Source organism: Arthrobacter sp. zg-Y1110 (assembly GCF_025244865.1).
Taxonomy (GTDB): Bacteria; Actinomycetota; Actinomycetes; order Actinomycetales; family Micrococcaceae; genus Arthrobacter_B.
The window spans coordinates 1,189,530-1,201,875 of sequence record NZ_CP104272.1 but is presented as its reverse complement, the minus strand read 5'-3'; the positions used below and the strand labels follow the sequence as shown (position 1 = coordinate 1,201,875).

The 12,346-nt window shown below is 67.5% G+C and carries 11 protein-coding genes; 1 reads left to right on the top strand and 10 read right to left on the bottom strand.

Annotated features, from left to right (window positions below; all coding sequences use genetic code 11):
- Positions 1-333 precede the first annotated feature (333 nt).
- From N2K99_RS05535 to N2K99_RS05490, 10 genes are all read right to left on the bottom strand, one after another.
- Positions 334-1,677 (bottom strand): RIP metalloprotease, encoded by a 1,344-nt coding sequence (locus tag N2K99_RS05535; RefSeq protein WP_227934557.1) that lies wholly within the window; start codon positions 1,675-1,677, stop codon positions 334-336.
- Positions 1,678-1,708: 31 nt separating this feature from the next.
- Entirely contained in the window at positions 1,709-2,935 is a 1,227-nt protein-coding gene (gene dxr / locus N2K99_RS05530) for a 1-deoxy-D-xylulose-5-phosphate reductoisomerase (protein WP_227934562.1), read from the bottom strand.
- A 117-nt stretch (positions 2,936-3,052) separates the two neighbouring features.
- The gene (locus N2K99_RS05525) at positions 3,053-3,730 is read right to left on the bottom strand and encodes an NAD(P)-binding oxidoreductase (protein WP_227924455.1); all 678 of its coding nucleotides are present in this window, start codon (positions 3,728-3,730) and stop codon (positions 3,053-3,055) included.
- Between the two features lie 31 nt (positions 3,731-3,761).
- Positions 3,762-4,574, bottom strand: a complete 813-nt coding sequence (locus tag N2K99_RS05520) for a CoA ester lyase (protein ID WP_227934556.1) — start codon at positions 4,572-4,574, stop codon at positions 3,762-3,764.
- 43 nt (positions 4,575-4,617) lie between these two features.
- On the bottom strand, positions 4,618-5,124 hold the full coding sequence (locus tag N2K99_RS05515) for a MaoC family dehydratase (protein ID WP_227934561.1): 507 nt from the start codon (positions 5,122-5,124) through the stop codon (positions 4,618-4,620).
- Positions 5,125-5,155: 31 nt separating this feature from the next.
- Positions 5,156-5,797: a CoA transferase subunit B gene (locus N2K99_RS05510; protein WP_227934555.1), complete on the bottom strand. Its 642-nt coding sequence runs from the start codon at positions 5,795-5,797 to the stop codon at positions 5,156-5,158.
- A gap of 1 nt (position 5,798) precedes the next feature.
- Complete coding sequence (locus tag N2K99_RS05505; protein WP_227924452.1) at positions 5,799-6,581, bottom strand: CoA transferase subunit A; 783 nt, start codon at positions 6,579-6,581, stop codon at positions 5,799-5,801.
- A gap of 44 nt (positions 6,582-6,625) precedes the next feature.
- The gene (locus N2K99_RS05500; protein WP_227934554.1) at positions 6,626-7,789 is read right to left on the bottom strand and encodes an acyl-CoA dehydrogenase family protein; all 1,164 of its coding nucleotides are present in this window, start codon (positions 7,787-7,789) and stop codon (positions 6,626-6,628) included.
- The gene (locus tag N2K99_RS05495) at positions 7,776-9,944 is read right to left on the bottom strand and encodes a biotin carboxylase N-terminal domain-containing protein (protein ID WP_227934553.1); all 2,169 of its coding nucleotides are present in this window, start codon (positions 9,942-9,944) and stop codon (positions 7,776-7,778) included. The genes N2K99_RS05500 and N2K99_RS05495 overlap by 14 nt, the downstream gene beginning before the upstream one ends.
- Positions 9,945-9,950: 6 nt before the next feature.
- On the bottom strand, positions 9,951-11,555 hold the full coding sequence (locus N2K99_RS05490) for a carboxyl transferase domain-containing protein (RefSeq protein WP_227934552.1): 1,605 nt from the start codon (positions 11,553-11,555) through the stop codon (positions 9,951-9,953).
- A 143-nt stretch (positions 11,556-11,698) separates the two neighbouring features.
- Here N2K99_RS05490 and N2K99_RS05485 point away from each other — a divergent pair, with 143 nt between their 5' ends.
- Positions 11,699-12,325 carry a TetR/AcrR family transcriptional regulator gene (locus N2K99_RS05485; RefSeq protein ID WP_227924448.1) on the top strand — a complete coding sequence of 209 codons (627 nt, stop codon included), beginning with the start codon at positions 11,699-11,701 and terminating at the stop codon, positions 12,323-12,325.
- Positions 12,326-12,346 lie beyond the last annotated feature (21 nt).

Genomic DNA, 12,346 nt, shown 5'->3' with positions numbered 1-12,346 from the left:
TCTGCACACTTTCCAGGCCTACCCGGATCGGTACCGGCAGACGCGCGCCGGTGACCCCGGATAAGGCGGCCACCCGGGACAGGGGTCCGCGCAGGCGCCCGGAGTAGGCGGGCACCCCCGGGTCATCACCGGGGTCGGTGCAAGCGCCCGGATAAGGCGGGCACCCGGGGTCACCGGGTCAGCGCCCGCGCAGGTGCCCGGATAAGGCGGCTTTAATATCCCGGCGAGCTCTGCGAGCGAGGGATTTCGTTGCCGCCGTTCCGGGCACCGGAGCAGGCCCGCGCCGGGCCCGCGCCGGACCCCGGACCCGGGAACACACGGAAACAAGGAAACCTAGTTGAACAGGCTGACCGGCTTCACGATGTCCGCGTAGATCAGCAGCGCGCCCATTCCCATCAGCAGCACCGCCACGGCGTACGTCAGCGGAAGCAGCTTCGCCATATCGAAGGGCCCCGGGTCCGGACGGCGGAACAGCTTCGCCATGCGGCGCCACAGTCCCTCCCACAGCGCCCCGGCAACGTGGCCGCCGTCCAGAGGCAGCAGCGGAATGAGGTTGAAGACGAACAGCGCCAGGTTCACGCTGGCAACGAGTCCAATGAGTGTTGCCACCCGATCCGTTAGCGGAATGGCTTCCTCCGCGGAAATCTCCCCGGCAATGCGGCCGACGCCCACCACGCTCATGGGTCCGTTCGGGTCCCGCGGTTCGGAGGAGAACGCTGCCTGGGCAACGTCCACCAGGCGCTGGGGAAGGTTGACCACGACGCCGGCAATGTTGACCAGGTTGTCCCCCACCGCAGGCAGCACAGCGGTCGCCGGCTGGTTCACCAGTTCCTGCTCTGCGCCGACTCCGATGAAGCCCACTTCCTCCGTGAGGTAGTTGCCGGCGTCGTCGGTCTTGGCGGCGCCGTCGTCGCCCACCACCGGGCGTTCGGTGAGCAGCGGCGTGATGCTCGTCTGGGCTTCGACACCGTCCCGCTCATAGGTCAGCGGAACCGTGCGTCCGGCAGCCTCGCGGATCCAGCCCGTCAGCTCTTCCCAGGACGTAACGTCCCGGCCGTCGAACTTCGTGATGGTGTCCCCGGGAAGCAGGCCGGCCTCATGCGCGGGGGCGGCAGGATCGGCTTCCGTGCAGTCGGTCTGGCCGGTGGCCGCCTGCTGCTCGGCAGTGATCACGCACTTGTTGACTTCCGCCAGCGTGGTGGTGGTCTGCGCGGTACCGAAGCCCATCAGCAGGACCGCAAAAAGCACGACGCCGATCAGCAGGTTCATGAACGGCCCGCCGAGCATGATGATGATCCGCTTGTACACGGGAAGCTTATAGAAGACCCGGTTTTCGTCGCCCTCGACCAGGCGGTCGGTCTCGGCCTGCCGCGCTTCGGTGGCGAGCTGCTGGAACATGCCGGTGCTGGAACGCCGCACCTCGCCGTCGTGCTCCTTGTTGGGCGGGAACATGCCGACCATGGAAACGTAGCCGCCCAGGGGCAGTGCCTTGACACCGTATTCGGTTTCGCCGCGGGTCCGGGAGAAGACCGTGGGTCCGAACCCGATCATGTACTGGGTGACCCGCACCTTGAAGGCCTTGGCCGGCAGGAGGTGGCCTACCTCGTGCAGGGCGATGGAGGCAGCAATGCCGACCGCCACGAACAGCACGCCAAGGATGAAAAGCAGAATGGTCAACGGGCTTCCTTCAGTTCAACTGCGGCTCTTGTCATCTTCCACAACGCTTCCGCGCAGCGGCACGTGCCCACTCCTCCGCCGCCAGCAGCGATTGAAGGGTGAGCGGCCCCGAGTCCGGGGCTTCCTCAAGTACGGCGGCGATCGTATCAACGATGTCTGTGAAACCGATCAACCCGTCATGGAACGCGTCCACGGCTTCCTCGTTGGCGGCGTTGTAGACGGCCATGCGCGTGCCCCCGGCAGCGGCCGCCTGCTTGGCCAGCGCGACGGCGGGGAAGGCTTCCTCGTCCAGGGGTTCGAAGGTCCATTCGGTGGCCCGGGTCCAGTCGCAGGGCTGTGCGGCGCCGGGCACCCGGTGCGGCCAGCCCATGCCCAGCGCGATCGGCAGCCGCATGTCCGGCGGTGAGACCTGGGCAATGGTGGAGCCGTCCACGAACTGCACCATGGAATGCACCATGGACTGCGGATGGACGACGACGTCGATCCGGTCCAGCGGGATGTCGAACAGCAGGTGCGCCTCGATGACTTCCAGGGCCTTGTTGACCATGCTGGCCGAGTTGGTGGTGATCACCCGGCCCATGTTCCAGGTCGGGTGCGCCAGTGCCTGTTCCGGCGTGACGTCCGCCAGTTCGGAGCGCTTGCGCCCGCGGAACGGACCGCCCGAGGCCGTCACCACCAGCCGGTCCACTTCGCCGTGGGTGCCTGAGCGGAGGGCCTGGGCGAGTGCCGAATGCTCGGAGTCCACCGGAACCAGCTGCCCGGGAGCAGCGGCACGCTTGACCAGTTCTCCGCCCACGATCAGGGATTCCTTGTTTGCCAGGGCCAGCAGGTGCCCCGCAGCCAGGGCGGCCAGCGTGGGTTCCAGTCCGATCGACCCGGTGATGCCGTTGAGCACGACGTCGGCTTCGGTCCAGGCGGCGATTGCGGTGGCCGCGGACTTTCCGACAAACAGTTCAGGTGTATATCCGGTGATGCCGGCAGCGGCTGCGGCGTCCGAAATATGCCGGTGCAGGGTGGGCAGGTCGACGGCGGCGCAGCCTACCGCCTCCGCCCGGGTGTGCACGGCTTGCCGGGCCAGGAGCTCCAGGTTGGACCCGCCGGCTGCCAGTGCCACAATGCGGAACCGCTCCGGTGCGCCGTCGGCCACGTCGATGGCCTGCGTTCCAATCGACCCGGTGGAACCGAGCAAAACTATCCGCCGGGGAAGATGGTCCGAACCGGGTCGGCGGGAACGGACGTAGTCGTGGTCGGAGGACATCGAGTCGGAAGGCTGCATGCCTCCAGTATCCCGCAGCCCGGCGACCTTCGGCATTGCTGCGCGTCGGGGAACCAGGGAAGCGGGAAGCAGGGAAGCAGGGAAGCCGGGAGGCCGGAACTAGCGGGCCGGCTGCAGTGCCTGCACGGCGTCGGGAACAGGCGTGGTCCCGGAGACCAGGCCCAGCGCCTGGTGGACGCCGTTGCCGGTCCTGAGCAGCTCGGCAAGGACGGCGGCGACGTCGGCGCGAGGGATGGACTCCCGGTCCACCTCGGGGGCGAGTTCCACCAGGCCGATGGGTGCGTCGTTGGTCAGGATGCCCGGCCGGACAATTGTCCAGTCCAGCTGGCTGCGTGCCATCAGGTCTTCTTCGGCGGCGAGCTTGGCCACCAGGTAGGCGTACATCACCTCGTCCATCGACTCCGGGCGGGCGCCGCCTCTGACGGCGTCAAGGCCGCCGGAGGAGACCTGGAGGAACCGGCCGGCTCCTGCCTGCTCGGCGGCGTCGGCGAGCAGTACGGCGGCGGCGCGGTCCACGGTGTCCTTGCGGGCCGCACCGCTTCCCGGTCCGGCGCCGGCGGCAAAGACGGCCGCATCCGCACCGGTGAGGACCTGCACAACGTCCTCCAGGGTGCTGTTCTCCAGGTCCAGCACCACCGGTGCGACGCCGTCCGCCTCCAGGTCCGTTACCTGGTCCGGGTTGCGGATCAGGCCGGCAACATCGTGTCCGTCAGCCGCCATGAGGCGTCCCAGTTCGCGTGCGATTTTTCCGTGGGCTCCCGCTATGACTATGCGCATGATGAAAGAGTAGCGGCCGTCACGGCGGGATTCAGCCCTGCGCGCGGCGCAGCGTCTGCTCGGCCTGCTTCAGCAGCGGACCGTCGATCATCTGGCCGCGGAAGTTAAACACTCCCCCGTGGTTCCTGGCCTCGGCCAGCACCTGCTCGGCGTAGGTGACGTCTGCGGGGTCCGGTGCGTAAGCGGCGCGCACGGCAGCGACCTGGCCGGGATGGATGCAGGCCTTGGCTGCGAACCCCGAAGCGACGGCGTCGCGCGCTTCGACTTCCAGCCCCTCGGTATCCGGGATGTTGCCGTAGATCGAGTCGATGGCCCCCTTGCCAAAGGCGCCGGCTGCGAGCAGCACCGTGGAGCGGGCCTGCACGGCGACGCTGCGGTAGGTGCCGTCCTGGTGGCGGCTGGATTCCCCGCCGAGCGAAGCCAGCAGGTCCTCGGCGCCCCACATCAGGGCAGCCACGTTCTCCGTAGCGGCTATCTCCGCGGCCCGGACCACGCCCAGCGCCGTTTCCAGCAGGGCGACGACGGTGAAACCGGCGAGCGCCCGGGCGACGGCGGGTCCGTCCTCCGTCTTGGCCAGCATCACGGTGCGGTAGGGGGTCTGGTACAGGGCGGCGAGGTCTCTCTCGAAGTCCTCCGTCCCGAGGGGATTGACCCGGACAATGGTGCGTTCGGGGTCCAGCTCCGCGGCGATGATGTTCTTCCGGGCCGCTTCCTTGTCCCGGGGAGCGACGGCGTCCTCGAGGTCTAGGATGACGGCGTCCGCACGCTCGGCAGCTTTGCCGAAGCGTTCGGGCCGGTCCCCCGGGCAGAAAAGCAGGGCTGGTCCCATGGGGAAGGTGGTCATCGCTGTACTCCTAGGTCTTTCCTGTTGTGCTTGCCGATCCAACCTATCGCGTGCCGGCGCCTGCCTCATGTGCGGCGTAGCCCTCCTCCGTCCACATCAGGGCGGTCCGGGTGCACCGCCCGACAATGTCCCCGTTTTGGTTCCTGCCGGTGTGGGTCAGCGTGACGATCCCCTGCCCGGGACGGGAAGAGGAGAGCCGTTTGTCCGCGACTTCGGTTTCGGTATACAGGGTGTCGCCGTGGAAGAGCGGGTGCGGGAAGCCGACCTCCCCCAGCCCCAGCTGCGCCACCAGGGTGCCCTGCGTCAGTTGCCCCACCGACTGGCCCACCATCGTGGCCAGGGTGAACATGGAGTTCACCAGCCGCTGCCCAAACGGAGAGGCCCCGCTGTAGGCGGCATCCAGGTGCAGGCCCTGGGTGTTCATGGTCAGGGTGGTGAACAGGACGTTGTCCGCCTCGGTGACGGTGCGGCCGGGCCGGTGGCGGTAAACCGCTCCCGGCTCGAACTCCTCGAACCAGAGGCCGCGCTGCTCAATGACCCGAGGGGCCATCGCGACCTCCTCGGTGCCGGCGTCGGGCTCCTCATACGTCAAGGGAAACCTCCAACGGTGCATCCGTGCCCGCAACTACTTCCTCGACGCTGACGCCGGGAGCGGTCTCGCGCAGCACAAGCCCCTCCGGGCCAACCTCGATCACGGCCAGGTCGGTGACGATCAGGTCCACGCATCCCTTTCCGGTCAGCGGCAGGGAGCATTCGCGCACGATCTTGGGCCGGCCCGCCCGGTCCAGGTGCTCCATCATGACGATCACGCGCTTGGCACCGAACACCAGGTCCATTGCCCCGCCCATGCCCTTGACCATCTTTCCGGGCACCATCCAGTTGGCCAGGTCGCCGTTCGCTGCCACTTCCATGGCACCCAGTACCGCGACGTCCACATGACCGCCGCGCACCATGCCGAAGGAGGCGCCGGAATCAAAGAAGGACGCACCGCTGTTCACGGTGACGGTTTCCTTTCCGGCATTGATCAGGTCCGGGTCCAGCTGGTCTTCCGTGGGGTACGGCCCGACGCCGAGGATTCCGTTCTCGGAGTGCAGCACCACTTCCACGCCTTCGGGGATGTAGTTCGGAATCAGCGTGGGCATGCCGATGCCGAGGTTCACGTATTCGCCGTCGTGCAGCTCACGGGCTACCCGGGTGGCCAGTTCCTGCCGGCTCAGTGCCATCTCAGGACTCCTTGCTTCCGTTGGTGCTGCCCGCGCCGGCCGTAACCGTCCGCTTCTCTATGCGTTTCTCCGCGTCGGGTGCCAGGACCACCCGCTGGACAAAGATCCCGGGGACGTGGACGTGTTCGGGATCCAGCTCCCCGGGCTCCACCAGCTCTTCGACCTCGGCGATGGTGATGCGCCCGGCCATGGCGCAGAGCGGGTTGAAGTTCATGGCCGTGGCATGGAAGACCAGGTTTCCGTGCCGGTCTCCCTTCGCTGCATGGACCAGGGCGAAGTCGGGGGTCAGCGATTCCTCCAGCACATAGTCCGCGCCGTGAAAGCTGCGGACCTCCTTCGGGTCGGAGGCCAGCACCACGGACCCCTCGGCGTCGTACTTCTGCGGCAGGCCGCCCTCGGACACCTGCGTGCCTACCCCGGCCGGGGTGTAGAAGGCCGGAATGCCGGCGCCGCCGGCGCGCAGCTTCTCGGCGAGCGTGCCCTGCGGGGTCAACACCACTTCCAATTCGCCGGAGAGGAACTGGCGGGCAAATTCCTTGTTCTCCCCGACATAGGAGCTGACGGTACGCCGGATCCGGTGGTCGGCAAGCAACCGGCCGAGCCCCCAGTCATCCACGCCGCAGTTGTTGCTGACGGTTTCCAGGTCCGTAGTGCCTGCGGCATGCAGGGCATCGATCAACGCCACCGGAATACCGCAGAGGCCGAAGCCGCCCACGGCCAGGGAAGCGCCGTCCGGAATATCGGCGACGGCCTCGGCCGCACCGGGGTACACCTTGTTGATCATGGCAGTGTCCGTTCGTTCTCAGTTGGCAAAGTCACCGTCGGTTGTCACAGGCCCATACTGCGGGCAATCAGCATCAACTGCACCTCAGTAGTACCCTCACCGATTTCAAGGATCTTGGAATCTCGGTAATGCCGGGCCACCGGGAACTCGTTGATGAAACCGTAACCGCCGAAGATCTGGGTGGCGTCGCGGGCGTTGTCCATGGCGGCTTCGCCGGCCACCATCTTGGCGATCGCGGCCTGCGTCTTGAAGGGACGTCCGGCGAGCATGCGGGCGGCGGCGTCGTAGTAGGCGAGGCGGGCCGTGTGCGCCCGGGCCTGCATGCGCGCGATCTTGAAGGAGATCGACTGGTAGGTGCCGATGGCCGCACCGAACGCCTCGCGTTCCTTGGCGTATCGCAGAGATTCATCCACGCACCCCTGCGCGGCACCGGTGGCCAGCGCCGCGATGGCGATGCGGCCCTCGTCCAGGATCTGCAGGAAGTTCGCGAAGCCCCGCCCCCGGGCACCCAGCAGGTTCGCCTCGGGCACCCGGACGTCGGTGAGGGTCAGCGGATGCGTGTCCGAGGCATTCCAGCCCACCTTGTTGTACGGCTTTTCGGCCGTGAAGCCGGGCGTTTCGGTCGGCACGAGGATGGTGGAGATGAGCTTCCGGACGGAACCGTCCGGCTCGGTGACGGTGTCCGTCACAGCCGTGACGGTCACCAGGCGGGTGATGTCGGTGCCGGAGTTGGTGATGAACTCCTTGCTGCCGTTGATGACCCACTGCCCGTCCTCGAGCCGGGCGGTGGTCTTGGTGCCGCCGGCGTCGGAGCCTGCCTCGCGTTCTGTGAGGCCGAAGCCTGCGAGCGCTTCGCCGCTGGCGAGCAGGGGCAGCCACTTCTGCTTCTGCTCCTCGTTGCCGAACCGGTAGACGGGCATGGCGCCGAGCGAGACCCCGGCTTCCAGTGTGATGGCCACGGACTGGTCCACCCGGGCGATCTGTTCCAGCGCCAGGGCCAGGGCGAAGTAGTCTCCGCCCATGCCGCCGTATTCCTCCGGGAAGGGCAGCCCGAACAGTCCCATCTCCCCCATCTGGGCGATGACCTTGTACGGGAAGCTGTGCTCCGCGTCGTGCTGGGCGGACACGGGGGCGATGACTTCGTCAGCGAAGTCGCGCACCGTGTCGGAGAGGTCCTGGTATTCCTCGCTGAGTTCAAAGTCGGGCATGGTCTGCTCCTTGTTCGTTGTGCGGGTCTGTTGCGGCGTCGGTGCGGGAATCCGTTTCCGTTTCCGTTTCCGGCGTGAGGGTGGCCAGGACCTGGTCGGCCTTCACCAGGTCTCCGGGCTTCAGGCTGAGGGAGACGATGCCGGCCATGGGTGCCCGCAGCTGGTGTTCCATCTTCATGGCTTCGACGCTGAGCAGCGGCGCCCCGGCGGGTACCCGGTCACCGTCCGCCACGGCCACCGCGACGACGGTGCCCGGCATCGGCGAGCGCACCACCGGGTCCGCTTCGCCGGCAACGCGTCCGGCTGCCGCCAGGTGCCGGTCCAGCTGCTCGCGCCGGCTGCGCAGGCGCAACCGGACCGTGAACAGCTCGCCGGCCGTTCCTCCGGCGAGCCAGAACGCCCCGGTTTCCGGTTCGGCGGCGACAGTGAAGCTGTGCAGGACCCCGTCCAGGGAAACGCTCACGCGTCCCCCGTCCCGGGTCCCGCTGCCGGCCAGCAGGGAGGCGGTGTGCGTTATCCCGCCGATCCGCACCGCTGCGTCCCGAGCGGTGCCGGTAACGACCACTTCGACGTCGTTGCCGCCGGGTGCCGGGGCGGCAAAGACCAGGTGCAGGGGCGTTCCGCCGGCGTTGCCGTTCCCGCCGCCCGCACCGCTTCCGGCGATCCGCCAGCCGTCCGCCCGCCGCCAGGGAGAACCCGACGCCGTGTCCGCCAGCTCCTGCACGTACATCAGGGCGGCTGCGGCGAGTTCGGGGACCTGCGGCGACCGGAACTTCAGTCCGGGCAGGCGCCGCTCGATCAGGGTGGTGTCCAGCCGCCCGGCGCGGACATCGGGATCGGCCAGCAGCAGGCGGAGGTATTCCACGTTGGTGCCGATGCCCAGCACTGCGGTACCCGCGAGCGCCGTGTCCAGGCGGGCCAGTGCGGCGGCACGGTCAGGCCCCCAGGCGATGACCTTGGCCAGCATCGGGTCATAGCTGGAGGAAACGGCCAGTCCGGGCAGCAGGGAGGAATCCACCCGCACGCCGTCGCCGGCGGGTTCGCGCAGCCACTGCACGGAGCCCGACGTCGGCAGGAAGTCCCGCTCCGGGTCCTCCGCGTAGATCCGGGCTTCCACCGCATGCCCCGTGAGGGTGACATCCTCCTGTTTGAGGGACAGCGGATGCCCTGCGGCAATCCGGATCTGCTCGGCCACCAGGTCCACGCCGGTGACCATTTCGGTCACTGGATGTTCCACCTGCAGGCGGGTGTTCATTTCCATAAAGAAGAACTCGTCCGGAGCGGCGTCGGAAACCAGGAACTCCACGGTTCCCGCCCCGGTGTAATCCACGGAGCGGGCGGCATTGCACGCCGCCTCGCCGATGCGTTCCCGGGTGGCCGCGTCCAGCAGCACGGAGGGTGCTTCCTCGATGACTTTCTGGTGCCGCCGCTGCAGCGAGCATTCCCGCTCCCCCAGGTGGACGACGTTCCCGTGCGTGTCCGCGAGGATCTGCACCTCGATGTGCCGGGGTGAGGAGACCAGCCGTTCCAGGAACAGGGTGTCGTCGCCGAAGGCCGACGCGGCCACCCGCCGGGCCGTCTGCAGTGCTGCCGGCAGGTCGCCGGGATTCTGCACGGCCTGCATGCCTTTGCCGCCGCCGCCGGCGGAGGGCTTGATCAGGATGGGATAGCCGACGTCGGCTGCGGCCGCCAGCAGGCGGGCATCGTCCAGGCCTGGTTCGGCGATCCCGGGAACCACCGGTACGCCGTGTGCCTGCACATGGTTCTTGGCGCGGATCTTGTCCCCCATCAGATCGAGGGACCGGACCGGCGGGCCGATGAAGGTGATTCCGGCGTCAGCCAGGGCGGAGGCGAAGTCCGCGTTTTCGCTCAGGAACCCGTAGCCGGGATGCACGGCCTGTGCCCCGGTGCTGCGGCAGGCGGCGAGCACTGCGTCCACGGAGAGGTAGCTCTGCCGGGCCGGTGCCGGGCCGAGCCGGACCGCGAGGTCGGCTTCGCGCACATGGCGGGCACCGGCGTCGTCGTCGCTGTAGACGGCCACCGACCGGATCCCCAGCGTCCTCAGGGTGCGGATAACACGGCAGGCGATTTCGCCGCGGTTGGCGACCAGGACGGTGTCGAAAAGCGGTGCGGCGTTATAGGGCTGCGGGGTCATAGTCGCTCACATCCGGAACAGGCCGAAGGAGGTCTCCGGCAGGGGTGCGTTGGCGCAGACGTCCAGGGCCAGGCCCAGGACGGTGCGGGTGTCGAGTGGGTCGATGATGCCGTCGTCCCACAGCCGTGCCGTGGAGTAATACGGGCTGCCCTGGGTTTCGTAGGTTTCGCGGATCGGGGCCTTGAAGGCTTCCTCGTCCTCCGCCGGCCATTCCTCGCCGCGGCCCTCGAGCTGGTCCCGCTTGACGGTGGCCAGCACCGACGATGCCTGGGCTCCGCCCATGACGGAAATCCGGGCGGCCGGCCACATCCACATAAAGCGCGGCGAGTACGCCCGTCCGCACATGGAGTAGTTGCCGGCTCCGAAGGAACCGCCCACCACCACCGTCAGTTTGGGAACGCGGCAGGTGGCCACCGCGGTGACCATTTTGGCGCCGTTCTTGGCGATTCCGCCTGCTTCGTAATCCCGGCCGACCATGAACCCGGAAATGTTCTGCAGGAACACCAGGGGGATGCCGCGCTGGTCGCACAACTCAATGAAGTGGGCACCCTTGAGTGCTGATTCGCTGAACAGCACGCCGTTGTTGGCAACGATGCCGATCCGGTGGCCGTGCAGCCGGGCGAACCCGGTGACCAGGGTGGTGCCGTACTCCTTCTTGAACTCGTGGAACTCGCTGGCGTCCACCAGGCGGGCGATCAGTTCGCGTACGTCATAGGGGGTCTGCAGATCGGTGGGAACGGTGCCGTAGATTTCGGCCGGGTCCTCGGCGGGCGGCCGGGACTCCGCAATGTCCCCTACCGGTTCCTGCTGCGGGAAGGTCTCCACGATGCTGCGCACTATCTCCAGGGCGTGGGCGTCGTTTTCGGCCAGATGGTCGGTGACGCCGCTGATGCGGGAGTGCACGTCTCCGCCGCCCAGTTCCTCCGCGGTGACGATCTCGCCGATGGCTGCCTTCACCAGCGGCGGGCCGCCCAGGAAGATGGTCCCCTGGTTGCGCACAATCACGGTTTCGTCGCTCATTGCCGGCACATAGGCGCCGCCGGCGGTGCAGGAGCCCAGGACGGCGGCGATCTGCGGGATTTTCCGCGCGGACATCTGCGCCTGGTTGAAGAAAATCCTGCCGAAATGCTCCCGGTCGGGAAAAACCTCGTCCTGCCGGGGAAGGAAAGCTCCGCCGGAGTCCACCAGGTAAATGCACGGCAGCCGGTTTTCCAAAGCGATTTCCTGTGCCCGCAGATGCTTTTTGACCGTCATCGGGTAGTACGTTCCGCCCTTGACCGTGGCGTCATTGGACAGGATCATCACCTGCCGGCCCTGCACCAGGCCGATGCCGGCGATCAGTCCCGCACCGGGGCACTCGCCGTCGTACATGTCCGCAGCGGCCAGCGGCGCCACTTCAAGGAAGGGGCTGCCCTCGTCCAGGAGACGGATGACCCGCTCGCGGGGCAGCAGCTTTCCGCGTGCCGTGTGCCGCTCGCGGGAACGCTGCGGTCCGCCGGCGGCGGCGTCCGCCAGCCGTCCGCGCAGCTCCTGTACCAGCGCCTGCTGCGCCGCGGCATTTGCGGCAAACGCGGCCGAAGCCGTATCCAACCCGGATTTCAGTGTCTCCATTGACGTCTTTCTGCAACAGTGGCGAGGGAAAACCCTGCACTAAGCTGAGTTAATAACCCCTAACCCAAGTCAGGTTATTGGTTATTAACTCACCTGTCCACCACAATAGGAATAAATGCGCAGTCCAATCAGAAGGGGTGGGAATGGACGTAGCAAAAGACGAAGCAACAGCAGAGGCCCGAATGACCGGGCGCAGCCAGGCAAAGGCCTCCCGTCGGGCAGTAATGCTCGACGCCGCCGCATCCCTGTTTGCCGAACGCGGCTACAACGGTGTCTCCATTGAGGAGCTCGGTGCCGCCGCAGGGGTCAGCGGACCGGCGGTCTACCGGCATTTCAGCGGCAAACCCGCAGTGCTCTCCGCCCTGCTGATCGGTGTCAGCGAGGACCTGCTGGAGGGCGGGAAGGCGGTGGTCGCCGAATCTTCGACCCCGGAAATCGCCCTGCGCGGCCTGGTGGAATTCCAGGTTGATTTCGCGCTGCGCCAGGCGGACGTGATCCGGGTCCAGGACCGGGATCTGGGCAGCCTGCCGGAAGGCGACGAACGGCGGGTACGCTCCCTGCAGCGACAGTACGTCGAGGTCTGGGTGGACGCGCTTTCCGCGCTGCACCCCGGCTCCGACCTGCCGTTGCTGCGGCACCGGGCCCAAGGTGTCTTCGGCCTGATCAATTCCACCTCCCATACCGTCCGCGGCCGGATCAGCGCCCGCGAGACGGCAAGGCTTCGTACGCTGCTCGATAGAATGGCGTGGGCGGCCTTGAACGTCCAATAGCTGTCAGGCCTGCCGGCGTTC

Excerpts from the sequence above, each read along its gene's own strand:
- dxr (WP_227934562.1), bottom strand. The coding sequence starts at position 2,935 with ATGTCCTCCGACCACGACTACGTCCGTTCCCGCCGACCCGGTTCGGAC.
- N2K99_RS05525 (WP_227924455.1), bottom strand. The coding sequence starts at position 3,730 with ATGCGCATAGTCATAGCGGGAGCCCACGGAAAAATCGCACGCGAACTG.
- N2K99_RS05520 (WP_227934556.1), bottom strand. The coding sequence starts at position 4,574 with ATGACCACCTTCCCCATGGGACCAGCCCTGCTTTTCTGCCCGGGGGAC.
- N2K99_RS05515 (WP_227934561.1), bottom strand. The coding sequence starts at position 5,124 with ATGGCCCCTCGGGTCATTGAGCAGCGCGGCCTCTGGTTCGAGGAGTTC.
- N2K99_RS05510 (WP_227934555.1), bottom strand. The coding sequence starts at position 5,797 with ATGGCACTGAGCCGGCAGGAACTGGCCACCCGGGTAGCCCGTGAGCTG.
- N2K99_RS05505 (WP_227924452.1), bottom strand. The coding sequence starts at position 6,581 with ATGATCAACAAGGTGTACCCCGGTGCGGCCGAGGCCGTCGCCGATATT.
- N2K99_RS05500 (WP_227934554.1), bottom strand. The coding sequence starts at position 7,789 with ATGCCCGACTTTGAACTCAGCGAGGAATACCAGGACCTCTCCGACACG.
- N2K99_RS05495 (WP_227934553.1), bottom strand. The coding sequence starts at position 9,944 with ATGACCCCGCAGCCCTATAACGCCGCACCGCTTTTCGACACCGTCCTG.
- N2K99_RS05490 (WP_227934552.1), bottom strand. The coding sequence starts at position 11,555 with ATGGAGACACTGAAATCCGGGTTGGATACGGCTTCGGCCGCGTTTGCC.
- N2K99_RS05485 (WP_227924448.1), top strand. The coding sequence starts at position 11,699 with ATGGACGTAGCAAAAGACGAAGCAACAGCAGAGGCCCGAATGACCGGG.